This window comes from Arthrobacter sp. Y3221087 (assembly GCF_059089905.1).
Genome location: NZ_JBNHFE010000001.1, coordinates 1,874,910 through 1,897,908 on the forward strand (window position 1 = coordinate 1,874,910; position 22,999 = coordinate 1,897,908).

Annotated in this window: 23 protein-coding genes and 4 pseudogenes; 12 read left to right on the forward strand and 15 right to left on the reverse strand. The window is 63.4% G+C overall.

Annotated elements, in window-relative coordinates:
- Window positions 1–5: 5 nt before the first annotated feature.
- Window positions 6–1,562: a circularly permuted type 2 ATP-grasp protein gene (locus AC5RUO_RS08935; RefSeq protein WP_494009144.1), complete on the reverse strand. Its 1,557-nt coding sequence runs from the start codon at window positions 1,560–1,562 to the stop codon at window positions 6–8.
- Between the two features lie 112 nt (window positions 1,563–1,674).
- On the opposite strand from AC5RUO_RS08935, the gene AC5RUO_RS08940 reads away from it, so the two are divergent.
- On the forward strand, window positions 1,675–2,724 hold the full coding sequence (locus tag AC5RUO_RS08940; RefSeq protein WP_494103284.1) for a YeiH family protein: 1,050 nt from the start codon (window positions 1,675–1,677) through the stop codon (window positions 2,722–2,724).
- Between the two features lie 30 nt (window positions 2,725–2,754).
- Window positions 2,755–5,385 carry an aminopeptidase N gene (pepN, locus tag AC5RUO_RS08945; RefSeq protein ID WP_494103285.1) on the forward strand — a complete coding sequence of 877 codons (2,631 nt, stop codon included), beginning with the start codon at window positions 2,755–2,757 and terminating at the stop codon, window positions 5,383–5,385.
- On the opposite strand, the gene lplAB is transcribed toward pepN, so the two are convergent.
- The 3 genes and pseudogenes from lplAB to AC5RUO_RS08960 form a co-directional block, all read right to left on the reverse strand.
- The gene (lplAB, locus tag AC5RUO_RS08950) at window positions 5,386–6,477 is read right to left on the reverse strand and encodes a lipoate-protein ligase LplAB (protein ID WP_494009141.1); all 1,092 of its coding nucleotides are present in this window, start codon (window positions 6,475–6,477) and stop codon (window positions 5,386–5,388) included. It abuts the gene before it with no gap.
- 95 nt (window positions 6,478–6,572) lie between these two features.
- A complete protein-coding gene (locus tag AC5RUO_RS08955) occupies window positions 6,573–6,830 on the reverse strand; it encodes a type B 50S ribosomal protein L31 (RefSeq protein ID WP_066275740.1) in 258 nt (85 codons plus the stop codon).
- A gap of 137 nt (window positions 6,831–6,967) precedes the next feature.
- Window positions 6,968–7,405: pseudogene (locus AC5RUO_RS08960) on the reverse strand (TrmH family RNA methyltransferase); the annotation flags it as partial.
- Window positions 7,406–7,883: 478 nt separating this feature from the next.
- Here AC5RUO_RS08960 and AC5RUO_RS08965 point away from each other — a divergent pair.
- Window positions 7,884–8,936 carry a S66 family peptidase gene (locus AC5RUO_RS08965; RefSeq protein WP_494103286.1) on the forward strand — a complete coding sequence of 351 codons (1,053 nt, stop codon included), beginning with the start codon at window positions 7,884–7,886 and terminating at the stop codon, window positions 8,934–8,936.
- A gap of 201 nt (window positions 8,937–9,137) precedes the next feature.
- Window positions 9,138–9,194: pseudogene (locus AC5RUO_RS08970) on the forward strand (winged helix-turn-helix transcriptional regulator); the annotation flags it as partial.
- A gap of 265 nt (window positions 9,195–9,459) precedes the next feature.
- On the opposite strand, the gene AC5RUO_RS08975 reads toward AC5RUO_RS08970, so the two are convergent.
- The gene (locus AC5RUO_RS08975; protein ID WP_494103287.1) at window positions 9,460–10,263 is read right to left on the reverse strand and encodes a nucleotidyltransferase domain-containing protein; all 804 of its coding nucleotides are present in this window, start codon (window positions 10,261–10,263) and stop codon (window positions 9,460–9,462) included.
- A gap of 162 nt (window positions 10,264–10,425) precedes the next feature.
- Here AC5RUO_RS08975 and AC5RUO_RS08980 point away from each other — a divergent pair, with 162 nt between their 5' ends.
- Complete coding sequence (locus tag AC5RUO_RS08980) at window positions 10,426–10,713, forward strand: hypothetical protein (RefSeq protein ID WP_494009136.1); 288 nt, start codon at window positions 10,426–10,428, stop codon at window positions 10,711–10,713.
- Window positions 10,714–10,746: 33 nt separating this feature from the next.
- Here the strand turns inward: AC5RUO_RS08980 and AC5RUO_RS08985 are convergent, their stop codons facing one another.
- Together AC5RUO_RS08985 and AC5RUO_RS08990 are read right to left on the reverse strand one after the other, a co-directional pair.
- Window positions 10,747–11,271 (reverse strand): GNAT family N-acetyltransferase, encoded by a 525-nt coding sequence (locus AC5RUO_RS08985; protein WP_494103288.1) that lies wholly within the window; start codon window positions 11,269–11,271, stop codon window positions 10,747–10,749.
- 45 nt (window positions 11,272–11,316) lie between these two features.
- A complete protein-coding gene (locus tag AC5RUO_RS08990; RefSeq protein WP_494103289.1) occupies window positions 11,317–11,688 on the reverse strand; it encodes a nuclear transport factor 2 family protein in 372 nt (123 codons plus the stop codon).
- 143 nt (window positions 11,689–11,831) lie between these two features.
- On the opposite strand from AC5RUO_RS08990, the gene AC5RUO_RS08995 reads away from it, so the two are divergent.
- From AC5RUO_RS08995 to AC5RUO_RS09025, 7 genes and pseudogenes are all read left to right on the forward strand, one after another.
- Window positions 11,832–12,572, forward strand: coding sequence for a phosphotransferase enzyme family protein (locus AC5RUO_RS08995; protein WP_494103290.1), 741 nt, complete (start codon window positions 11,832–11,834; stop codon window positions 12,570–12,572).
- Between the two features lie 142 nt (window positions 12,573–12,714).
- A pseudogene (istA, locus tag AC5RUO_RS09000) lies at window positions 12,715–13,395 on the forward strand (IS21 family transposase); the annotation flags it as partial.
- A 139-nt stretch (window positions 13,396–13,534) separates the two neighbouring features.
- Window positions 13,535–14,047: a site-specific integrase gene (locus tag AC5RUO_RS09005; RefSeq protein WP_494103396.1), complete on the forward strand. Its 513-nt coding sequence runs from the start codon at window positions 13,535–13,537 to the stop codon at window positions 14,045–14,047.
- Entirely contained in the window at window positions 13,999–14,619 is a 621-nt protein-coding gene (locus AC5RUO_RS09010) for a tyrosine-type recombinase/integrase (protein ID WP_494103291.1), read from the forward strand. The genes AC5RUO_RS09005 and AC5RUO_RS09010 overlap by 49 nt, the downstream gene beginning before the upstream one ends.
- Before the next feature lie 359 nt (window positions 14,620–14,978).
- A complete protein-coding gene (locus AC5RUO_RS09015) occupies window positions 14,979–16,013 on the forward strand; it encodes a hypothetical protein (RefSeq protein ID WP_494103292.1) in 1,035 nt (344 codons plus the stop codon).
- Window positions 15,971–17,107 (forward strand): tyrosine-type recombinase/integrase, encoded by a 1,137-nt coding sequence (locus AC5RUO_RS09020; protein WP_494103293.1) that lies wholly within the window; start codon window positions 15,971–15,973, stop codon window positions 17,105–17,107. Before AC5RUO_RS09015 ends, AC5RUO_RS09020 begins: the two co-directional genes overlap by 43 nt.
- A 78-nt stretch (window positions 17,108–17,185) precedes the next feature.
- A pseudogene (locus tag AC5RUO_RS09025) lies at window positions 17,186–17,377 on the forward strand (ATP-binding protein); the annotation flags it as partial.
- Window positions 17,378–17,586: 209 nt separating this feature from the next.
- On the opposite strand, the gene AC5RUO_RS09030 reads toward AC5RUO_RS09025, so the two are convergent.
- The 8 genes from AC5RUO_RS09030 to AC5RUO_RS09065 form a co-directional block, all read right to left on the reverse strand.
- Complete coding sequence (locus AC5RUO_RS09030; RefSeq protein WP_494009132.1) at window positions 17,587–18,171, reverse strand: hypothetical protein; 585 nt, start codon at window positions 18,169–18,171, stop codon at window positions 17,587–17,589.
- A gap of 14 nt (window positions 18,172–18,185) precedes the next feature.
- Window positions 18,186–18,755: a NucA/NucB deoxyribonuclease domain-containing protein gene (locus tag AC5RUO_RS09035; protein ID WP_494103294.1), complete on the reverse strand. Its 570-nt coding sequence runs from the start codon at window positions 18,753–18,755 to the stop codon at window positions 18,186–18,188.
- A 36-nt stretch (window positions 18,756–18,791) separates the two neighbouring features.
- A complete protein-coding gene (locus AC5RUO_RS09040; protein WP_494103295.1) occupies window positions 18,792–19,451 on the reverse strand; it encodes a hypothetical protein in 660 nt (219 codons plus the stop codon).
- A 421-nt stretch (window positions 19,452–19,872) separates the two neighbouring features.
- The gene (locus AC5RUO_RS09045; RefSeq protein WP_494103296.1) at window positions 19,873–20,169 is read right to left on the reverse strand and encodes a hypothetical protein; all 297 of its coding nucleotides are present in this window, start codon (window positions 20,167–20,169) and stop codon (window positions 19,873–19,875) included.
- A complete protein-coding gene (locus AC5RUO_RS09050; protein ID WP_494009127.1) occupies window positions 20,153–20,350 on the reverse strand; it encodes a hypothetical protein in 198 nt (65 codons plus the stop codon). Before AC5RUO_RS09050 ends, AC5RUO_RS09045 begins: the two co-directional genes overlap by 17 nt.
- A 74-nt stretch (window positions 20,351–20,424) precedes the next feature.
- On the reverse strand, window positions 20,425–21,318 hold the full coding sequence (locus tag AC5RUO_RS09055; protein ID WP_494009126.1) for a TrmH family RNA methyltransferase: 894 nt from the start codon (window positions 21,316–21,318) through the stop codon (window positions 20,425–20,427).
- Window positions 21,319–21,325: 7 nt separating this feature from the next.
- The gene (locus AC5RUO_RS09060; protein WP_494103297.1) at window positions 21,326–22,111 is read right to left on the reverse strand and encodes a sulfite exporter TauE/SafE family protein; all 786 of its coding nucleotides are present in this window, start codon (window positions 22,109–22,111) and stop codon (window positions 21,326–21,328) included.
- A gap of 15 nt (window positions 22,112–22,126) precedes the next feature.
- Window positions 22,127–22,912 carry an ABC transporter ATP-binding protein gene (locus AC5RUO_RS09065; protein ID WP_494009124.1) on the reverse strand — a complete coding sequence of 262 codons (786 nt, stop codon included), beginning with the start codon at window positions 22,910–22,912 and terminating at the stop codon, window positions 22,127–22,129.
- Window positions 22,913–22,999 lie beyond the last annotated feature (87 nt).

The following is a 22,999-nucleotide window of genomic DNA, read 5'->3' on the forward strand; positions in this document are numbered from 1 at the left end:
CCGGCTCACTGCTGCTGCTCCGACTGGCGGTCGCGCCAGTTGCTTTCCACCGGCCACACGGAAACCCGCTCGCGCACCGAGATGGACGGCCGGGGAACGGTTTCCACCGGCATCTGCGGCGAATCGGCCAGGACCCAGGTGTCCTTGGAGCCGCCGCCCTGGCTGGAATTCACGATCAGCGACCCTTCCTTCAGCGCCACCCGGGTGAGCCCGCCGGGCAGCACCCAGACGTTGTCGCCGTCGTTCACTGCGAAGGGGCGCAGGTCCACGTGGCGGGGACCGAACTTGTCGCCGCTGAGGGTGGGCACGGTGGAGAGCTGGAGCACGGGCTGGGCGATCCAGCCGCGGGGATCGGTGATGATCCGCTGGCGGAGCGCGTCCAGCTCGTCGTTGGAGGCGTCCGGGCCGATCACCAGGCCCTTGCCGCCGGAGCCGTCCACCGGTTTGACCACCAGCTCGGCAAGGTTATCCAGGGTGTACTCCCGGGCCTCCTTCTCCTCGAGGCGGAACGTGTCAACGTTCGCGATGATGGGCTCCTCGCCGAGGTAGTAGCGGATCAGGTCAGGAACGTAACTGTAAACCAGTTTGTCGTCCGCGACGCCGTTGCCCACGGCGTTGGCGATGGTGACCCCGCCGGCGCGGGCGGCGTTGACCAGACCCGGGCAGCCGAGCATGGAATCGGCGCGGAACTGCAGGGGGTCCAGGAAGTCGTCGTCGATCCGCTTGTAGATGACGTCCACGCGCTGCTCGCCGGCGGTGGTGCGCATGTACACACGGTTTCCGCGGCAGATCAGGTCCCGGCCCTCCACCAGCTCCACGCCCATCAGGCCCGCGAGCAGCGTGTGCTCGAAGTAAGCGCTGTTGAACACGCCGGGGGTCAGGACCACCACGGTGGGGTCGTCGACGCCGGCCGGTGCCGTTTTGCGCAGGGCCGACAGGAGCCGGCGCGGGTACTCCTCCACCGGGCGGATGAGCTGCTGGCCGAACGCCTCCGGCAGGCCCTTGGCCATGGCGCGCCGGTTTTCCAGGACGTAGCTGACGCCCGAGGGGACACGCACGTTGTCCTCCAGGACCCGGAACGTCCCGGCAGCGTCACGCACGACGTCGATGCCGGAGATGTGCACGCGGACGCCACCCGCTGGTTCGAAGCCGTGGACCTGCCGGTGGAAGTGCGCGCTGGTGGTCACCAGCTGTCGGGGGATCACGCCGTCGGACACCACGGTCATCTTGTCGTACACGTCATTGAGGAAGGCCTCCAGCGCGCGCACGCGCTGCGCGACGCCGCGTTCCAGGACATCCCACTCGGCGGCAGGGATGACCCGGGGCACGATGTCCAGCGGGAAGGGGCGCTCCTCCCCCGCGAAGTCGAAGGTGACACCACGGTCCAGGAAGGTGCGCGCCATCGAGTCGGCGCGGGCACTGACATCAGCCAGGGAGAGCTTGCGGAGTGCGTCTGCCACCTGCCCGTACGAGTCCCGTGCCTGCTGGCCTGGGGCGAACATCTCATCGTAGGCTCCGGTCCGGGCTGCGGCCTCGGAGTACTCCTGGAATAGGTCTGGCATGCCCAATAGCCAACCATCTTTTTGTTTCGAACTCATAAACCGGCCTTCATTTGGCGTGTTGGCCGGGGCCGCCGGTTCGCTGATTCCGCGCCGCATCCGGCACAGTAGGGAGGTGCCTGTCAGCAGAAGCCATCCAGCGCCCGGTGAGGGACAGCCCCGACGCGCTGACCGGCTGCTCCCTGGGCTGGCCACCGCTGCGGTGGCCCTGGTGGCCGCATTCCTGGTCCACGCGGTGGTTCCGGTCCTGCCGGTGATGACCATGGCCGTGGTGCTGGGAGTCCTGGCGGCGAACCTTCCACTGGCGGGTGCGTGGACCGCGGGACGGGCAAGACCGGGCCTTGATTTCGCCGGCAAGCACCTGATGCGCGGCGGGATCGTCCTGCTGGGGCTGAAGGTCAGCGTCATGGATGTCCTAGGGCTGGGCTGGCTTTCCCTGGTCCTGATCACCGGGGTGGTGGCGGCGAGCTTCGGCGGCACCTACCTGATTTCCCGGCTCTTCCGGCTGCCACCGGTGACGGCGCTCCTGGTGGCCACCGGGTTCTCGATCTGCGGCGCCTCAGCCATCGGCACCATCGCCGCCGTGCGGCGCATCCGGCATGTGGACACTGTCCTTCCGGTGGCCCTGGTGACGCTGTGCGGGACGCTCGCCATCGGCGTCCTGCCCCTGCTGGTGCATCCGCTCCAGCTCACCGCTCCCGTCTTCGGCGCCTGGATCGGCGCGTCCGTGCACGACGTCGGCCAGGTGGTGGCCACGGCGCAAACCGCAGGCACCGCGGCGCTGGGCATCGCCGTCGTCGTCAAGCTCACCCGGGTCCTGCTGCTGGCACCGGTGGCCGCCATGGCCGGCACGCACCAGCGCTTCGCGGCCCGCCCGGACAGCAACGGGACGGACGCCAAGCTGCCGCCGGTGGTGCCGCTGTTCGTGCTCGGCTTCGTGGCGATGGTGGGACTCCGGTCCACCGGCTGGGTGTCCGGAGAGTGGCTGGAAGCGGGGGCGGTGCTGCAGGACGTCCTGCTGGGCGCGGCGCTGTTCGGACTGGGCTCGGCCGTGCGGATCCGGACCCTGCTCCTGACTGGTGGGCGGGCGCTCCTGGCGGCCCTTGCGTCATGGCTGCTGATTGCCGCCCTGGGACTCGCTGCCGCCCTGCTGATTGCCCGCTGATCCGGCCCGGCACCGTGATTAGATAGCTGGGTGTCGAATCAGAATCTGCAGCGCGATGAGGCTGCCGCACGGTCAGCCGTGATCACCACCACCAGCTATGACGTTTCGCTGGACGTGCGGCAGGCGGCGGATCCGGACGTCCCGGGCTACACCAGCCGCAGCGTCATCACCTTCTCCGCCGCGGAGGCCGGCACGTCAACCTTCCTGGACTTCATCGGCGGCGGCGTCCACAGCGTGTTCCTCAACGGCAAGGGCCTGCGGGTGGAGGACGTGGTGGACGGGGCCAGGATCCGGCTGGACAACCTGCAGCTCGAGAACCAGGTCACCGTCACGGGCACCGCCCTGTACAGCCGCTCCGGCGAAGGGATGCACCGCTTCGTGGATCCCGCCGACGGCCAGTGCTACCTGTACACGCAGTACGAACCGGCCGACGCCAGGCGGGTCTTCGCCAACTTCGAGCAGCCCGACCTCAAGGCCACGTTCACGTTCCACGTCATGGCGCCGGCGGACTGGCAGGTGGCATCCAACGGGGTGGAAACGGCACGCACGCTGCTCACCAGTGACCCCGCCACCGCCCGCTGGGACTTCGCCACCACGGAGCCGATGTCCACCTACATCACCACGGTGCTGGCCGGACCCTATTTCAAGGCGGAGGACCGCTGGCAGGCAACGCTCGACGACGGGACCCCCCTGGACGTCCCGCTGGCCCTTTACTGCCGGGCGTCCATGGCGGAATCCTTCGATGCGGACGAGCTGTTCCGACTGACCAAAAACGGGCTGGACTTCTTCAACCGGCTCTTCGCCTACCCCTACCCGTGGGGCAAGTACGACCAGGCGTTCGTACCGGAGTACAACCTGGGCGCCATGGAAAACCCCGGCCTGGTCACCTTCACCGACAGCTACGTGTTCACGTCCCGCGCCACCGACGCCCAGTACCAGGGACGCGCCAACACCCTTCTGCACGAAATGGCGCACATGTGGTTCGGCGACCTGGTGACCATGCAGTGGTGGGACGACCTCTGGCTCAAGGAATCCTTCGCCGACTACATGGGCACCCTGGGCGTTGACCGGGCCACGGACTGGGACTCCGCCTGGGTGAGCTTTGCGAACAAGCGGAAGGCGTGGGCGTACGTCCAGGACCAGCTGCCCACCACCCACCCCATCGTGGCGGACATCCCCGACCTTGAAGCGGCCAAGCAGAACTTCGACGGCATCACCTACGCCAAGGGCGCCTCCGTGCTCAAACAGCTGGTGGCGTACGTGGGCTTTGACGCCTTCATCGCAGGCTCGCGGGAGTACTTCCGCAAGCACGCCTACTCCAACACCACCCTGGCGGACCTCCTGGCGGCACTCAGCGCCGCCTCCGGCCGGGACCTGAGCGATTGGGCACGGCAGTGGCTCCAGACCTCGGGCATTTCCACCCTCGCCCTGGACATCACGTCGGATGCAACGGACGACGGCGCCATCGGCAGTGCGGCCCTCGTCCAAGAGGCCGCGGACCCCGTCACGGGACGGGACGAGTCCCGGCCGCACCGGCTCCGGGTGGGGCTGTACGATTTCGACGCTTCCGGCGCCCTTGTCCGCACCGGAAGCGTGGAAACCGACGTCAACGGCTCCTCCACACCAGTGCCGGAACTGGCCGGCAGGCCACGGCCCGCGCTGCTGCTCCTCAACGACGACGACCTGACCTACGCCAAAGTCCGGCTTGATTCGGTCTCCCTGGACACCGTCCTGGAGTCACTGGACAGGATCACCGACCCCATGGCGCGGGCCCTGTGCTGGACGGCGCTGTGGAATTCGGCCCGGGACGGGGAAAGCCCGGCCGCACGCTACGTGGACGCGGTGGCAGCGTTCGGCCCCGCGGAAACCGGGATTGGGGTCCTGCTGACCATCCTCGAGAACGCCTGCACCGCCGTCGAACGCTACACGCCCGCTGCCGGACGGGAGGGCGTACGGTCCCCGTTCCTGGCGGCTGTCAATGCTGAGCTGGACCGTGCCGTCCCCGGGTCCGACCACCAGCTGGCCTGGGCCAGGACGGTGGGCACGCTCAGCAGGAATGACCCCGCCCTGCTCCCCCGCCTGCGCGGGCTGCTGGATGGCTCGGCACCCGTCGAGGGCTTGGCTGTGGACGCCGAATTGCGCTGGCATATCTGGCACGCACTCGCCGCCAACGGCCAGGCAACCCTTGCCGAACTCGATGCCGAACTGGCGCGGGACACCACCGCTTCCGGGCGTGCCGGCCACGCTACAGCGGTCGCCGCCCGGCCGGACCCTGCCGTCAAAGCCGCCGCATGGCAGGAAGCCGTCCACGGCAACGCACTCTCCAACCAACTGCTCAGCGCCACCATCAGCGGCTTCACCACCGCCCCGGCCGGCCTCCTGGATCCGTACGTGGAACCGTATTTTGAGTGCCTGCGCGGCGTGTGGGACGGGCGGAGCATCGAAATCGCCAGCAGGATCGTCCGCGGCCTGTTCCCCCTGAACCAGAACCTGGCGGAGGGCATGGAACCTGCAGACCACCCGGTGCTCCGCAGGACCGATGAATGGCTGGCTGCGCATGCCGGCGCCCCGCGGGCGCTGCGCCGCATCATCGTGGAGGAGCGCAGCCACCTGCTCCGGGCACTCACCGCACAGGCCGCCGTCGTGGTGCCATCCCGCTGACTAGGGAACCCGGTGGAGCCATTCCTCGGTGCCGAACTTCGTGGCCACGCGCTCGCGGGCCAGGGACAGTTCATTCTCGGTGAGTGCTGAGGTGGTGGCCCCGTACCGCCCGGTGAACACCTCCGCCATGGCCTCGATGATCTCTGTCCGGGCCAGGCCGGTCTGCCGGCGGAGCGGGTCCACGCGCTTCTTGGCGCTGCGGGTCCCCTTGTCCGAGAGTTTCTCCTTGCCGATCCGGAGTACCTCCACCATCTTGTCCGCGTCAATGTCGTAGCTCATGGTGACGTGGTGCAGCATCCCGCCGTTGGCGAGCCGCTTCTGCGCCGCGCCGCCGATCTTCCCCTGGTCCGTGGCGATGTCGTTGAGCGGCACGTAGAAGGCCGTGATGCCCAGCTTCTCCAGCGCTGCCATGACCCAGGCGTCCAGGAAGGGGTAGGAATCGGCGAAGCTGAGCCCGTCAACGAGCGTCTGCGGCAGGTACAGCGAGTACGTGATGCAGTTGCCGGCCTCCATGAACATCGCTCCCCCGCCGCTAATCCGGCGGACCACCTTGATGCCGTGCTTTGCCACGCCGCCGGGGTCCACCTCGTTCCGGACGGACTGGAAGCTGCCGATGACCACGGACGGCTCCTGCCAGTCCCAGAACCGCAGGGTGGGATTGCGCCGGCCGGCACCGACTTCCTCGGTGAGGACCTCGTCCAGGGCAACGTTGATCTCGGTGGGCAGGACTGTGGGCGGGATGACGTTCCAGTGGTGGTCGGTCCAGGAAGTGGCCTTGGCCAGCGCGCGGCGCACCGTGACGGCCACGGCGTCGGCGGAGAAGCCGAACAGGGCGGCCTCCGCCGGAAGCGCGGCTGTGACGGCCGCGGCGAGCTCGGCGGCGGGCGTGGATTCGGGCAGGCCGGTCAGCGCACGGTTAATGGCCAGCAGGGCCTCGTCCGGTTCCAGGAAGAAGTCGCCGCTGATGGAGACGTCCGCCAGGTGCCCGTCAGCCACGGACAGGTCCGCCACCACCAGCTTCCCGCCCGGCACCTTGTACTCGCCGTGCAGGTTCTTGCGGGAATCAGGATGCGGAAGGGGGTGCTGGCTCATGTCCTCCATCCTGCCGCAAATGGGCCTGCGGTGTTAAAGCAGGAAGGCCCGCACCGTTGCCGGTGCGGGCCTTCCGAAGAAGCTTGGAGGAAGAATTACTTCTTGCCGCCGAAGCCCTTGAAGCGAGCGTTGAAGCGCTCGACGCGGCCGGCGGAGTCCATGATGCGCTGCTTGCCCGTGTAGAACGGGTGGGACTCGGAGGAGATTTCGACGTCGATGACCGGGTAGGTGTTGCCGTCTTCCCACTCGATGGTCTTTGAGGAAGAAACGGTGGACTTGGTCAGGAACTTCGTGCCGGAAGCCAGGTCGTTGAAAACAACAGCTTCGTACTTCGGGTGGATGTCAGACTTCATAATGGGACCTTTGTTCACGCGCTGGATTTTGCCAGCTGCCAGGTATGAATGGGATGGTTCCTGCCGGAGGCCGAAACGGAATCAGCAGGACAACCAGCTATCAATCATAGCGGACGCCAGTGGTGTTGACGAACCGGCTAGGCGCGTGCCCGCAGTTCCCAGAAGGCCACGGCTGACGCCGCAGCGACGTTGAGCGAATCCACCCCGTTCCGCATGGGGATTTTCACGGCGAGGTCGACGGCGGCAAGCGTCTCCGCGCTCATTCCGGCGCCTTCGGTGCCGAGCGCCAGGGCGAGCCTGTCCGGGTTCCGCGCCGCCACAACGTCCACGTCCTGGGCATCCGCCGTGAGCTCCAGGGCGGCCACTTCGAAGCCGTGGTCCTTGAGGACCTGGAGGTCCTGCGGCCAGCTGTCCAGCCGGGCCCAGGGAACCTGGAACACCGTTCCCATGCTGACCCGGACACTGCGGCGGTAGAGGGGGTCGCCGCACTGGGGCGAAACCAGGACGGCGTCGATGTCCAGGGCGGCGGCGGACCGGAAGATGGCGCCAACGTTGGTGGTGGTTGCAATGTGCTCCGTTCAGCCAGTGAGGGCGGAGCACAATGAATCCATCGCTGATTTCAGCCTCGGCGGTCCCCAACGTGGCTCAGATTCTGGATCGTCCCAGCAGCCGAAGCTGGTCTTAGCTAAATGACGTGTGCCACGGAGCCGGTTAGTCTCGCCGGTGCAGTCGCCCTATACAGATTCAGTGAGCGGGCCTGCGTGGCCTGCAACGAGTTTCCAGCCACAATCAGCCCGTCTCTTGCCCGGAACCAGCCCGAAGCTGGGCCAAGAGTGGGCTTGGCTATGCACCTGGGCCCGGAGATGGCCACAACATGGCCACGAGCAGCCCAGAGACGGGCTGTAATGAGCCGGGTGCTGGCGGTGCCCTCCGTCTCCCCGGCCAGGTCAGAACGCGCAGCAAGCACCCGTGCGCTGGTTATCCGGACAGAATTCCGTCCTAAACACGCGGTTACTGCGGGGGCTCGCTTGTCTTCTTTGGTCTAATCATGGAATGACGCCACAGCCGTTCATCAAAGTTCCGAAGGCCAAAGCCGCTGACCGTGTTGCAGTTCTGTCGCCCGCCTTTGCGGCTCCTGCAGTGTCCGAGGCAGTCCATGAGCAGGCAATGCGACGGCTGACGGAGGCGACGGGACTGGTGCCGGTCGAATACCCGACGACACGGCTGCTGGGCGCCAGCCCCGAGGCGCGCGCCGCGGATATAACAGCAGCTTTCGCCGATCCGACAATCCGGGCTGTTCTGGCGACCCTCGGCGGCGACGACCAGATAACAGTCGTCCCCCACATTGACACCGAAGTGCTGGCCGACAGTCCAAAGCCTTTCTTGGGTTACAGCGACAACACAAATTTGCACAACCTGCTCTGGAGTCTCGGAATCCCCAGCTATTACGGCGGTTCGACTCAGGTTCATTTAGGAGCGGGACCGCATCCGGACGAAGTGCATCTGACATCGTTGCGCGCCGCACTTTTGGACGGCGGCGTCATCAACCTAACGGAGCCAGGTGAGTCAGAGGATTTTGGTGTCCCCTGGACAGATCCCCGGTCGCTGACTGAGTTCGGTGTGCGTGAGCCCAGTGACCAGTGGACATGGGCCGGCCCGGAAGCGGTTGTCGAAGGAAGAACATGGGGTGGCTGCCTCGAGGTCATCGATCAGATTGCACTGGCTGATCGGATACCATCCAGGGAAGACCTCGCAGGCACGATCCTGCTCCTCGAGACCAGCGAAGAGACACCTTCCGCAGACCAAGTGAAGCGCTGGGTGCGCGCGCTCGGTGCGCGAGGCATTCTCGAAGTTGTCGCAGGCGTACTCGTCGCCCGCCCACCGGTCAGCGCTCTTCACGCTCCTGTTCCGACCAAGGACGAACGCGAACGGCTCCGGGCGGTGCAAAGAGAAACCATCCTCGAACAAATCGCCGTCTACAACCCCCAGGCGGTCGTTTGTGTTGGCGTACCCTTTGGCCATACCCGCCCACAATGGATAATTCCCCACGGAGGCACTATGCGTATCGACGGCAAGACCCGTACCGTTACCGCCGACTACAACTGAACCGCTCGCCCTTAAAGAAGCCGTAAGCAGGTGCCCCTGTGGTTTGAGGACGCGGCGAAGCTCAGCGAGAACCTCGGGCAGCTCCTCCGGGGTCAGGTGAACCAGTGAGCACCCTGCCAGCACGCCGCCGCCAGCCATCCTGACTGCGGGATCCGGGACGTCCTCGACCGCATCGGTGACAAGTGGTCGGTGCTGGTCATCGTGGAGCTGGCCTCCGGGGTAAGACGCTTCCGGGAGCTCCAGCGGGCCATCGACGGGATTTCACAGCGCATGCTGACGCTCACGATGAGTCGCCTTGAACGGGACTGGTTAACCGGACTGTGTACGCCACCGTCCCGGCCAGGTCACCTACGAACTCACCGAACGCGGGAACAGCCTCACCATGCTGGTCAAACAGCTCGCTGACTGGTCCCTGGAGCACAAAGACGCGATCGGAGAATCCCGGGAGCTCTACGACCAGCAAAACCTTGACCAGCAGATCCGCTGACTGTGTGCAACTCAAGGAAAGACGCTGGGCTGGCGGCTAGAGGTTGAAGCCGAGCTCCCGGGCCCAGAGGCGCTTGGTCGCGAGTTCGAGCTCATCTGGCCAAACAGCCTGGCAATTGCGCGCCAGCCGATATGCCCGTCTGAGATACTCCGCTGCGATCACTTTCAGCGCCTGGAGCAAGGACGCTTCACTAACCGCGGGGGCGGGCAGGGAACGAAGGCAGTCCATCTGTTCGGCGTTCAGATGCCTCGTAGTTCTCTTGGCTCCGGCCTCTGCCTCTACCCCGTTTTCCGCAAGCATTAACTGGATCAGGAGCCGATCCCGCATTGTCGAAGTTGTATGCAGGAGGGCTATCAGGTCACCGCGGTGATGGGCAGCGATGGCTGTCCCCATGAAGTACAGGAAGATCCATACTTGCTGCTCGGGGAAGTAGGGATCGCCAGGGCCGGGCGCGAGCACGGCCGTGCTCGCGACGCTGTCGTCATCACGATCCAAAAGCACCTCACGCTGGTTATCCGGCAAATTCTCGGCGCTTGAGTGCAGAACGAGATCAATGTGGATCCAGTCCGGCGTGAGGCATATCAGCGCTCCCGGCACCCCGGGAATAGAGTCCGCCAGAACTAGCGGGATGATCGCGCTCAGCCAGCCTTGAGCGTCGAACTCCTCCGGCTCCTCAACCACCAGATGCAGGTCAATATCGCTCCAGTCGTCCGCTACACCTTGCGCGATCGAGCCTTCGAGCCAGGCTGAGCGCACCCTCTCGTCGTCCCTGCACGCGGACACCAAGGCGCCAAGCGTGGGCCGAAGGCGGGCAGGGATAGTCGCAGCAGCCATTGTCATCCTCGAATTCTTCCATTTGAACAAGCAAGGCCACTATGTGCGTTGGCCGGTGGCTGGCTGGACGGCCGCTTGGGGATCTTCTCCAGTAGACTCCACGCCGCCCCTGAGAACCACGGCTGACTTGAGGGCTTTCTTGCACCCCCTCGCCCTCATAATTGAGCCATGGACGACAAAGAACTGAATACAGTGCTGAAACGCTACAGCGAAGCCTGGAGTCGGTACATGTCCCCTCCGGATGTAAGGCAAGGCGAAAAACCGGCGCTGCCGGCGCAGGCGCAAGCAGCCATTAATAAGTTGCGGGCCGAAGCGAACCGCGTGCCCGATCCCGGCGGGCCGCTCACCAACTACAGTGCTGCTTTGGCCGCATGGGCTGCGGCTAACCATCCCGATATCGACTCGATGGAAATGAACAGACATATCCTGGACAAACTGATCATCGATCACCGATAACCCGCAAAGGAACCAGGGGTTTCAGGCGCTCCTTTAGCGCAGCACGTACTCGTACCAGTCGTGACCGTCGCCAGTTTCGGCACCAGGTTTCGTTAGCCTGAAGCCGGCCCTAAGGGCTACTGCAGCCGATGACACGTTCGCCGGGTCGGCCCGGATCAGTGCTGAATGGACATTGGCCTCTGGCCGCAAGAACTCGAGAGCGAGGCGCACTGCCCGGGTGGCGAACCCATATCCGCGCCATGCAGGGTATAGCCCGTAGGCAAGATTGGCTTGATCACGGTGGTAAGCATCCTGGCGGAGTTGGACGTCTATCGTTCCGATGAGGCTATCTTCGGCCAGGAGCCGGATCCCGAAAGTAAATACGGGTCCGCCGTCCTGCCACATCTTCTCAACGCGCTCGATGTGCCGTCGAACCGACTCTTCAGTGCCAGGGCCTCCGTTCAGCCAACGCACCAGCTCAGCATCCTCCCCGGCGAGATGGGCGTCTGCATCCCCCATGTTCAGAGGGCGAAGCACAATGAGGCCATCGCTGATTTCAACCTTGCCGGTCCCCAACATGGCTCAGAGTCTAGATCGTCCCGTCAATGGGCCGGTGCAGTCGCTCTATACAGACTCAATAAGCGGGCCGGCATGGCCTGCAACGAGTTTCCAGGTTCCCTCGTAAACCCAGACCTGGGTCATTGGCATGCGGTACTCCTTTCGCCCCGCGCCATTCGACACATCATCCCTTACGGTGCAGGTAAGCACAGCCGCTGTTCCCAGGATCGTGATGTCCGGCGCTTCAAGAACCTGAGCGTGCCACGTGTTTTGGCCTTTGACGTTGGATTCGAGGTACGTATCGCGGTCAAAGTGGTGTCCTTTATGCGAAACCCAGCGAAACTGAGAATGCAGCAAGCGGCGTAACTGCTCACCGTCCCGCCTCCTCAGAGCATCGGCCCGAGCCAGGGCAGCGTCCAAGACTTCCTGTTTGAGCATGCTCACAGTGTGTCAGGCATAAGGCACCTTTGAAGCCATCAAGGTGCCTTTCGGCCGTGCTGTGTCGTTGGCGCGGCGATGTCATGTGCTGCCGGGACCAAAATGCAGGTGGGTACGCGTATAGGGACCGCTAACCTGTTCAGGTGGGACAAAAACGTGAGGTCCGCATCAATCGGAATGTCGTTGAGCGGCCAGCGAAGCCATGGACATCAACGGTGCACGCCCTGCTCAAGCATTTGCGTGGTTCGGAATTGCCCGTTCCCGCAACAATCAGCGTCCGCGGCGGCCTCGAGTTACGTGACATACATCCCCGGCGAAGCCGGCCCGGATGCATGGGCCACCAGCTCAGCAATGAGTCTGTCCGTTCTGCAGGTCAGCTGCTGCGCAGGGTCCATGACGCAACAGCAGGCTGGGAGCCTCCCGCAGATGCGATGTGGGCGGTACCGTTCTCACCCGGCGACGTAATTTGTCATGGCGACCCGCAGCCTGCGAACTTTGCGTGGCGTGACGGTGTTGCCGTCGGCCGGTTCGATTGGGACGTCGCCCGCCTCGGCGACCGACTGAGCGATGTCGCGTATGCCCTTGAATGGTTCGCGCCGTTTGAGGACGACCCGACAGAGCTCCGAACCCGCGGATTCGATGAAACCTTGGACCGTGGAGCCAGGATCACGGCGTTTCTTGACGGATACGGTTGGGACGGACCGCTCGATGTGGTGTCGTCGGTTACCGCCCGGCAAAAGACTGCCATAGACGAGGTCGTCCATCTCGGCGGACTGGGACACCAGCCCCAAGCCGAGTGGGTCGCCGCGGGCTGGCCGGACCGGTGGACTGCAAAGCTAGCCACCACTCGGCGGGTGGGTAAGGAAATTGGCATCCAGGTCTGATTATGGCAGTTTGAGTTGGTACCACTTTCGCAGTCTGTTTGGGACCCACCTGACGGCTCGCCGGGAGATGAATCGCAGTTTGAGCTGAGCCCACCCCACCGTTGATTTCATCAAAGTGTTTTTCCGACGATGGAAGGCAGTGATGGGGTTGAGGGTGGAGTTATTTGCAAGGATCCGTCGGGATGCACGGGTCAGAGGACTCTCGATTCGGTCGCTTGCCAGGGCGCATCGTGTGTCCCGCAGGACAGTCCGGCAGGCCCTCGCCGCGGCGGAACCCCCATCTCGTAGAGTCTCCGCCCGCTCCTCCCCGAAGCTGGATCGGTACAGGGCCCTGATCGATCAGATGCTGCTCGCTGATGTTGATGCTCCGCGGAAGCAGCGCCACACTGCCCAGCGTGTCTTTGACCGGTTGGTAGACGAACACCAGGCAGTGATTTCTTATTCGACGGTGCGCCAGTATGTGAAAGTCCGCCGGGCCGCGATCGCATTCGAGGCCGGGAAAGCAATCTTGGAGGTCTTTGTCCCCCAGGAACACGCACCTGGGGCTGAGGCTGAAGTCGATTTCGGGGACGTGTGGGTCGACATCTGCGGAGTCCGCACCCGATGCTACATGTTCGCGTTCCGGCTCTCCCACTCCGGGAAGTCCGTGCACCGGATATATCCGACCTGCGGGCAGGAGGCCTTCCTGGAAGGCCATATCGAAGCATTCAACGCTTTAGGCGGTGTCCCGATGAAGCATATCCGGTATGACAATCTCACAAGTGCTGTCACGAAGGTCATTTATGGCGGCGGGCGTCAACGTGTGGAGAACGAGTGGTGGGTCCGGCATGTTAACTGCACCTTGTGTTGGTCCATTGGAAACCCTCGTCAGAGAGGCTGAACCTGTGACATGCATTGTGGGCAGGGTGCTGAAGGCAGATGCTGGTCTGCCGTACAGGCTGATTTTCCCGGACACGGAACACATGGCTGTTTCGTCGTTCCTGCGTGACCTTTCGGCCTCCGACTGTTCTCCTTCAACACTCCGAAGTTACGCCTACGACTTGTTGCGCTGGTTCCGATTTCTTCATGACCGGTTCGTACCTTGGGAACGGGCTGAACGACTTGATGTCAGGGCGTTGGTGGAACACATGCGGGCTTCCCCCACGGCGAACGCTTTGCGAAGGGGGAGCGACCAGACCGTCACCACCAACACAGTGACGCGAAAGCGAGGACCAGGCGCCACGTTCTCAGCCAATTCGATCAATCATGAGCTCACGGTCTTATCTAGCTTTTACGACTTCGCCCTCGAGATGAATTTTGGCCCGCTGGTCAACCCAGTGCCCCGGCAGCGGAGCTCAGGGACAAGGGCTTACGCGCACCACAACCCAATGGAGCAGTTTCGACCACCACGGCGGGGGACTTACCGGCAACGTGTTCCAAAACCAGCGTGGCGGGGAATCCCGGACGCGGCTATGGTGTCTATTTCAACGGACTGACAAGTCACCGGGACAGGGCCTTGCTGTCCTTTTGGCTTAGCAGCGGCGCCCGTGCGGAGGAGCTACTTGGATTACGGCACGGGGATTACGACTTCGGGGAACACACGCTGGTAGTGACGAGCAAGGGAACCCGCAATCGCGATCTCATTCCCGCCAGCCCTGATGCTTTCGTGTGGTTGGCGCTGTACATGCGCGAAGGTCAGCCGGCCTCACCCGGGGATCGCGTCTGGTGGACGCTGCACCCCAAGAACCGGCGACCGCTTGAGTACGCGGCTGCGCGGCAGATGTTCGCCAGAGCGCAGAAAAAGTTGGGCTCGAACTGGACCCTTTACGATCTGCGGCACACGGCCGCTGAACGGATGATCGCCGATCCCGCGTTCACTCTTGTCGACGTACAAACCGTGCTTCGCCACGTAAACGTCACGACCACAACCATCTACACCCAGCCCCGGATGAAGGACGTATTGCAGAAAGTCCTGGAGCACTACGCCAGGCCTCCGCAGGAGGCGCCGGGCATCGAGCCGGAGTACGACGACGCGGCCTTGCGCGAACTGCTGGGACTGCGGGAATGACGGGCGAAATCGTCACGCAGGACCTCCGGTCGGCGGCCCAGGTCGCCGCAGCCCAAACCTCGACACGCGTCAAGGAGTTGCGGCTGCAGGCTGACAGTGCTGTTACGGCAGGGAATAAGGCAATGCCCCGTCCAGCCTACGACGCCGGCATTCTGGGTCCGCAGGACGAACAGTGGGAGTTTCGGCATCTACAGTCGCTTGGAGCTGAGGAAGCCCTCGCCTGGGTTGATCGCAGTAACGGCGCCTACGGGAGGAGCCCAAAGCGTGAAAGATCCACCAGCCGTGCTACACGCGCAGTTTTGGAATGGCTGCTGCACTTTCCTGGGGAAACATGGGATGAACGCTGGTTCGCATCCGGCTTGGACCAAGCACCGAGAACTGGCCTCGTTGAACTCAGCGGACGGCTGGCACGACCGAGGCAGCAGATCAGCCTGGGCCTGACGAGCATCGTCCGGGCCCGGCTTGTCCGCCCGTCCTACGAGTGGATGTTCTCTTCGAAGCAGTGGAACCTCAGCCAAGGAGCTGTCAGTTTCCTGGACGCCGCCGAACCGGAGGAAACGCCGCGCATGCGTAGCCTTCCCCAATACGTGGCAGCGCACCAACTCGTGCGCCGGAACGCTGAGAACGCCATTGCGAGGGTGATGGTGAGAACGGGAAAACGCTTGGCCCAGCTGACCGGGGAAGACATCCTGGCCTATTCACACACCGCTCGTACCAGCACGCGGCACGCCAAGGAGCACCTGGCGTGGGAACTGCTGGTCACCCTCGGACCTCTCGCCGGCGAGCCCGCGACGCTGCGGGCGGCCTGGCATGCAAACGTGGTCAACCGCAGACACACCGTTGAAACCCTGGTCCGACGCTACGGCATCCCGGAATCAGGAGTCAGAAACCTGCTCATCGATTACCTCGAAGAGCTCAAACCCAACATGGATTACGGCTCGCTTGAAGGCCTTTCCTACAGGCTGATCCGGCTGTTCTGGGCCGAGGTACTCGACATCAACCCCGCCCAACAGAACCTGCATCTTGCCCCGGACGTTGCCGTCCAGTGGCGCGAACGCATCAAGACCACGCTGGGAGGAACACCACGCAACGAAACAGCCTCAACATTCTTCGCCGTCCGGGCCCTCTACCGGGACATCGCCGAGTGGTCGCACGACCAACCCGAACGCTGGGCCATCTGGGTCGCACCAATCCCACTTCCACGCGCCGAATCCAAGGCCTATTCCAAGCGCCGACGCCAGGTGGCGGCACGAATGCAGCAACGCACCCGATCCCTCACACCGCTCTTGCCGCGGTTCATGCGCTCCGCTGAGGACCTGAAGGAAAAGGCCACAGCCTGCTCGAACGCACCGTGGCCGCCGTCCACCTGGAGACGTACACCGTCGACGGGGTGACCTATCGGCGCCACGATCCGCCCGTACGGACCAAGGCGAACACTCGCGCCAGGATTTGGGCAGAGGTGATAAGCGCCGAGGCAGGTTCCAGACCACCCGTTCCGGTGGGAAAACGGGCCGACATCACCGCTGTCGAAGCCGACAGCTTCTGGGGCTGGACCGTGGCATCAACCCTCAAGGAAACCGGAGTCCGGATCGAAGAACTACTGGAGCTGACTCAGCTGTCCCTCCGCCACTATGTGGCTCCCACAACCAACACCATCGTGCCGCTCCTGCACATCGTGCCGTCCAAGACTGACCAGGAGCGACTAATCCCAATGTCCCCTGAACTGGTCAAAATCCTCGTCGAGGTTCAACGGCGCGCCCGCGGCACCGGCCAAGCCGTGCCACTTTCCACCCCATACGATCCCAACGACAAAACCTTCAGCGATCGCTTGCCTCACCTGTTCGCCCGGCTGGTCGGGCCCACCCAAAACGTTCTGTCCAATCACTACGTTCGGAAGCTACTCATCGGCATCGCCTCCCACGCAGGCCTCAGCGATGGCGGCATGCCCGTAACTTTCACACCCCACGATTTTCGACGACTCTTCGCCACCGAGCTCGTAGGCTCAGGCCTACCCCTGCATATCGTCTCCACCCTCCTTGGACACCTGAACCTGGAAACCACCCGCGGCTACACAGCCGTGTTCTCCGAGCACGTCATCCAGGCCCACCACGCTTTTATTGAACGCCGCAGGGAAACCCGTCCGAGCCATGAGTTGCGCCCGGCATCGTCCGAGGAATGGCAAGAGTTCGAACAACACTTCCTCCTGCGCCGGGTCGCTCTAGGGACCTGTCACCGTCCCTACGCCACCCCCTGCGTGCACGAACACGCCTGCATCAAATGCCGATTCCTGCAGGTCGACCCCGCACAAGCAGCACGAATAGACGATATGACTGCGAACGCGGAAGCCCGCCTAGATGAAGCCCGGCAGCACCAGTGGCTGGGCGAGGTCAAAGCCCTCCAGGAGAACCTGGTGCACCTTCGCCGCCGACGCGACGAAATGACTGCATCACTCTCGCCAGTCCGAATCACCGACGGTCGGGCTAGGTGAGCTCGACCTCATGGGTGCAGCTCGGGGACTAATACCTGGCGGTGTCGGGATGGCGGGCCGACAGATCTCCTTGCGGCTGATAAATGGCTCGGCGACTTCGACTACGACGCCAACCCCAACATCAACCAGGCAACCATCAATACCCTCGCCACCGGCGACTGGATCCGCAAAGGCCAGCCTCTGTGCCTCATCGGGGACTCCGGAACCGGCAAATCCCACCTGCTCATCGGCCTCGGAACAGCCGCCGCGGAGAAAGGCTTCCGGGTCCGATAAGGCTCACCTTCAAAGGAACCATCATCGAAACCGGCACCGACTCCTACCGCCTCGCCCACACCAAAAACCAGCAGCATGCAGACGCTTAGGCAGCTTACTTCAGGTGCGTATTGAATCGGCAGGCGCTAATAGTAGGTGAGCGTTTGGCCGTGTGTGCTAGGGGGCCGGGCACCGGCTGAACCGGCGCCCGCCTCCTCGGTCTGCGACTACCGCTGTTCGGGCGGGCTGTTTAGCAGCTGTGGTTCGCTGCCGGCCGTGGCACCGGGTGGTCCCTGCCACATTTTTATGAAACGTGGCAGGCTCTTGCCTCGTTCTGATTGCGATGACAGGACAGACGCCGGTGATGGTGGCTCCTTCCAGAACTGGACCAGGTGACGCTCAACTGGCGACTCCACGACATCGTCAAAGGCGGTGTCGCGCCCGGTGGCGTGAAGCCGGACGCGGTAGGTGCCCTTCTGCTCGCCTTCAATGGTCCCTATATCCTTCTTGTCCCGGCCTGTGGGCTCGTTGAAGTATGCCTTGCCTTCAGGGAACGTCAGGGACAACTCGTGAATGTCCTCCCAGTCCGTCGCGGTATTCTCCGGTCTCTTGCTGAGGACCTCGATAGCCAGGTCGACTGGCCCCGCAGCGATGCCGGTGTAAATCAGTGGAACCATTAACGGCGTTTCCTGCCTCTCACCACGCATGGCCGCCTGCAGGGCAGCTGCGGGATCTGTCGGAGGAAATGGCTCCACTACGAAGTCCACGACATGCTCGAATGCCTTGAGCACGAAAGTTGCTGATTCGATCAAAGTGCCGCTGCCTCTCATTGGATGTCGACATGAAATGCGTCTGCCTCAATTACTCGCATGGGGACATAGAGGACGCTGTTGAGGAGAGAACCAGCATATGAGTTTTCGGCCTCGTCTATCATGCATACGCTGTAGCCTGTGGCTCCGGTGGATGGGACGTTTGTGAGGACCACAAGGCACCAAGGCCACGTCCTTGCCCGGCCGCCGCCAGTGAATGCGCCTTCATGTGTGGAAGCAAACGGATACTCGTCGCATGATTTTCCTGGTGGACGGAAGTAACTGGCCGGGCACGCCGTCGTGCGGTTCTTGGTTCGGAGAAAGTCGTCTGTCAGCCGGTGCAGCGGAGCGTCGAACGGCGCACCGGGAAGGCCGCTTTGCTGGGCAAAAGTCACGTGTGCACCAAACTCACTGAACCCCTGGTATTGGATGAACGGTGTGAGGGCAGGGATAACGCATCCTGTCGTGGAAATCCCGGGGACTGCAGTGTCGCATCTGACGTTGAGCGAATACGACCCAAGCTGGATAGTGTTAGTTGCCGAGGGGGCCTTGAATGTCAGGTTCCAGTTGCTGCCCGTCGGTCCCACCGCGCCTTGAGAAGTCGCTGTCGTTGAGTAGAAGAATTACCCGGACGAGCCGTTCCCGGGTGTGAGCACTTGTGTACCGAAATCCACTGAGCCGTCTATGCAGTTGGTCCAGCAGCCAGCGGTTGCTGTTGCTGTTGTTCCGACGGCATCCCCTGTCATGCTGCTTGGGATCACCGTAATCTGATGTGCGACGGTTGGGATGTCTTGGGCGCCGTAGTGAAACCCGGTAACGGTGAAGTCCATAACGCCTGTGATGGTTTGCGTGCCGTTCACTACCTTGACCACGTTCATTCTGTAGCCCCAAGACCCGCATGCCTGGTAACGGCTGGCCCGGTACTGACCTTGATCAAGTACGCCTGCCTCTGCACACCATGATGGGATCGGCTGAACCGTCATCGGCGTGAGTGTCCCGGACTTTTCCTTCTTGGGATCGGGACTCTTCTTTGTGGGCGTAATGCAGATTCCCGTTTCACCCTCGGCAGGTACGGCGCAGGTTGACTGCTCAAGGGCAGCTAATTGTTGGGGAACGGTTGATGTGACGAGCTCCACAGCCGCTGGTGCTGTGGCCGTTTGACCCTGTTCCTTTGATTTGCTTTCGGATGAGTTTTCAGCGCTAGCTGGGCTAGGGCCGGCGACGAAAGACGCCGCAAACAGCGTTGCACATAAAGACCAGACGACTTTGCTTCGATGCTTCATAAGTTCCCCCTCGTTGGCTGCTCTTCATTGAGCTATGCGAGAAGGAATGCTGATCGCCTCCCCCAGGCAGGGTCAGCCTATCTGAGGACTTCACAGGACAACAGTCTTTTGTTGGGCTGGTCGATTTACCGGAATAATGCCTCACCTAGGCCCATCTCACACCCCTGAACCCATAACCCACCGGCTTAATTCCGTCTGGATGTCCACTTGGCGTCCTCGTTGTGGTGATCAGTATGAGCAGGCGTGCACGGAGCCTGACCATCACTAGCCTCCGCTGACTGCTTGCATTCGCCGGCGCTGGTCAGCGGGTCCATGGGGGACCAAGTCTTCACACCAGCCCTACTTCAGGTTGAGATATTCAAGTGGGCCCCGATCAGACTGCACTTTCACAATAATGTGGGCTCAAGTCAGATTGACATTCTCAGGTGCGTCCTTCGACGAGCTGAAGCCCCCGATCCCCGGGAGTGACCAGGTCCCGGTCGAGCAGGATGGGCCACCGATTCCAGGTCCCGTGGACCTCCCAGCAGGGCTTTACGCCCAGGTGCACGCCGTGCCTGCGCACAGCAATCCAGTGATCCGGGTTTTCTGCGTAATGCTCAATGGCGTCAACGTCGGACGGCCCCGTTGGCAGCACAATGAAATCGACGACAGGCAAGTCCTCCACCTGCCAGTTGACGTTGCTGAGATCAATCTCTCCGTAGTCAGTGGAAGGAGTCATTCCCGGCGTGGTCGTAGACCCATTGTTCGAGCACATCGTCGGGCCAGCCCAGCTGCCTGGCTTTCTCCAGTTGCCGGAACTCCGCGAATCCGAACGTCCCTTCCCTGCACCGCACGGCGGGAAGCGTGAAATCAGCAAGGTACAGCCCGCCGCGGGCGCGTTCACTGGTGGCAGGTCTCACCCGGCGGTCCTCCTGGATCTCAAGGGCACGGTTCTTATGGCTGGTGTGGTTCTGAAGCTATCCTCCGGCACCGGCTACCTCGTCGCGTAGAACGCCACAGCGGATGACGCCGCAACATTCAGCGAATCCACGCCATTCATCATCGGAATTGTTACGCGCGCGTCGAGCATGTGGTCAGTCTCCGGCTTCAGCCCATCGCCTTCAGTTCCGAAGACCAGCGCCAGGTTCGGATGGTCTTGGGCGACCAGCTCATCAAGAGTGATGGCACCTTCGCCGAGCGACATGCCGGCCACGAAGTAGCCTGCTTCCTTGAGGACCTCAAGGTCCCCAGGCCACGACTCGATCCGCGTCCAAGGCACCTGGAACACGGTCCCCATCGACACCCGGATGGAACGTCGGTAGAGCGGGTCGGCGCACTGTGGCGAGACCAGGACAGCGTCGACGCCGATGGCTGCGGCGCTCCGGAAAATCGCCCCTACGTTCGTGTGATCCGTAAGGTTCTCAAGGACCGCGATCCGTGATCGTCCTTGCATCTGAGCCCGATCCGGCCCTTTTACTTTGGAACCACCGACGTTGGTGTGGTCCACGATGTCCTCCAGCACGGCCACCCGCCGGGCGCCTGCGAGGAGTTCAGGCAGCGGGACTGGGGCCGGACGGTGCATGGCGGCCATGGCGCCCCGGTGCAGGTGGAAGCCGGTGATCTCCTCGAGCAGCGCCGCCTTGCCGATAAAGGCCGGGACGCCGGGGTAGGCGTCAAGGACGTCTTGCAGGTCCTCAAGCCACTTCTCGGCCAGGAAGAAGGACCGCGGCTGGTGGCCGGCGGCGAGGGCGCGGCGAAGGACGCGGGATGATTCGGCGATGTACATGCCCTCCGCCGGCTCGCGGAGCTTGCGCAGGTGGACATCGGTGAGCCGGGTGTAGTCGGAAACCCGGGGATCGTCCGCGGACTCAAGATAGTGTATTGTCACCGGGCGATTATTTCAGGAGATTCGCGATCAGGAATCCCAGTGCCACCAGGCCCAGGACCAGGATCACGGCGCGCAGCACTGTTGGTGCGAGCCGGCGGCCTATCTTCGCCCCGAGAAGACCGCCAATGCTTGAGCTGACGGCAATCAGCAGCACCACCAGCCAGTTGATCCGGTCGAAGGCAAAGAGCAGGTAGGAGACGGCGGCCACCAAGTTGACGCCCAGCACCAGGATGTTCTTCATGGCGTTGGCGTTCTGCATGGTGCCGGTGAGGAAGACGCCCAGGATCCCCACCAGCAGGATTCCCTGCGCCGCCACGAAGTAGCCGCCGTAGACCCCGGCAAGGTAAACCAGCGCCACCAGAAGGACACCGTGCTGTTTGTCCCGCACTGCGTGCTCGGGATTCTCTTCGCGGTTCCGGACCCAGGCTTGCAGGCGGGGCTGGAACACCACCATCAGGAGTGCCAGGACAATCAGCACGGGGGCGGCGTAGTGGAAGACCTGTTCCGGCAGGTGCAGGAGCAGCCAGGCGCCGGAGACGCCGCCCAGGAGCGACGCCGGGAGCAGGCGCAGCAGCTGGCGGCCGCGGCCCTTGAGTTCCCGCCGGTATCCGAAGGCTCCCGCGGCGCCGCCGGCCACGAGCCCCATGGCGTTGCTCATGGAGGCGACCACAGGTGTGATCCCCAGTGCGATGAGCACCGGGAACGTCACCAGCGTGCCGGAGCCCACCACCGCATTGATGGTGCCGGCCCAGAGGCCGGCAATGGACACAAAGATGCTGCTGAGCAGGTCCAACGTGATGTTTGCCGCTTAGCGGCGCGCGGTGGCGGTGTAACGGCCCGCGCTCTCCGTGACATCAAGGTCGAGGCCGAACGTGGTGCTGAGGTGCTCATCGGTGAGGACTTCGGTGATCGGGCCTGCGGCAACCACGCCGCCGTCGCGCAGGAGCATGGCATGCGTGAAGCCTGGCGGGACTTCCTCCAGGTGGTGGGTCACCAGGACCATCGCCGGCGCCGCCTCGTCGCTGGCCAGTTCGCCGAGCTTGTGCACCAGCTCCTCGCGGCCGCCGAGGTCCAGGCCGGCGGCAGGCTCGTCGAGCAGCAGCAGTTCGGGGTCCGTCATAAGGGCACGGGCGATCTGGACGCGCTTGCGTTCGCCTTCGGACAGGGTGGCAAAGGTCCGGTTCAGCAGCGGGCCCATTCCCCACTCGTTCAGCAGGCGGAAGGCGCGGCGTTCGTCGTCGCGCTCGTAGCCTTCCCGCCAGCGCCCGGTGACGCCGTAGGCGGCGGTCACCACAACGTTGAGGACGTTCTCGTGTTCGGGGATCTGGGTGGCGAGGGCTGCCGAGGAAAGGCCGATGCGGGGGCGGAGCTCGAACACATCAACGCGGCCCAGGGTCTCGTCCAGGATGCCGGCGGTTCCGCTGCTGGGGTGGAGCCGTGCGGCTGCGATCTGCAGGAGGGTGGTCTTTCCGGCACCGTTGGGGCCCAGGATGACCCAGCGTTCGCCTTCATTGACTTCCCAGTCAATCTTGTCCAGCAGGGTTTTCTTACCTCGGACAACACTGACGGAAGACAATTCCAGAACATCACTCATAGGAGTAGACACTAGGACAAAAAAGAGGCCGACTGATAACCGGTGGCCGGGCGCCGAAACGCCGCGTCCACCGCCGGGATTGCGCAG

Bases quoted from the DNA above. Each gene is read 5' to 3' on its own strand.
- AC5RUO_RS08935 (WP_494009144.1), bottom strand. From the start codon at position 1,562: ATGCCAGACCTATTCCAGGAGTACTCCGAGGCCGCAGCCCGGACCGGA.
- lplAB (WP_494009141.1), bottom strand. From the start codon at position 6,477: ATGAGCCAGCACCCCCTTCCGCATCCTGATTCCCGCAAGAACCTGCAC.
- AC5RUO_RS08955 (WP_066275740.1), bottom strand. From the start codon at position 6,830: ATGAAGTCTGACATCCACCCGAAGTACGAAGCTGTTGTTTTCAACGAC.
- AC5RUO_RS08965 (WP_494103286.1), top strand. From the start codon at position 7,884: ATGACGCCACAGCCGTTCATCAAAGTTCCGAAGGCCAAAGCCGCTGAC.
- AC5RUO_RS08975 (WP_494103287.1), bottom strand. From the start codon at position 10,263: ATGACAATGGCTGCTGCGACTATCCCTGCCCGCCTTCGGCCCACGCTT.
- AC5RUO_RS08980 (WP_494009136.1), top strand. From the start codon at position 10,426: ATGGACGACAAAGAACTGAATACAGTGCTGAAACGCTACAGCGAAGCC.
- AC5RUO_RS08985 (WP_494103288.1), bottom strand. From the start codon at position 11,271: ATGTTGGGGACCGGCAAGGTTGAAATCAGCGATGGCCTCATTGTGCTT.
- AC5RUO_RS08990 (WP_494103289.1), bottom strand. From the start codon at position 11,688: ATGCTCAAACAGGAAGTCTTGGACGCTGCCCTGGCTCGGGCCGATGCT.
- AC5RUO_RS09005 (WP_494103396.1), top strand. From the start codon at position 13,535: ATGGCTGTTTCGTCGTTCCTGCGTGACCTTTCGGCCTCCGACTGTTCT.
- AC5RUO_RS09040 (WP_494103295.1), bottom strand. From the start codon at position 19,451: ATGAAGCATCGAAGCAAAGTCGTCTGGTCTTTATGTGCAACGCTGTTT.
- AC5RUO_RS09045 (WP_494103296.1), bottom strand. From the start codon at position 20,169: ATGACTCCTTCCACTGACTACGGAGAGATTGATCTCAGCAACGTCAAC.
- AC5RUO_RS09065 (WP_494009124.1), bottom strand. From the start codon at position 22,912: ATGAGTGATGTTCTGGAATTGTCTTCCGTCAGTGTTGTCCGAGGTAAG.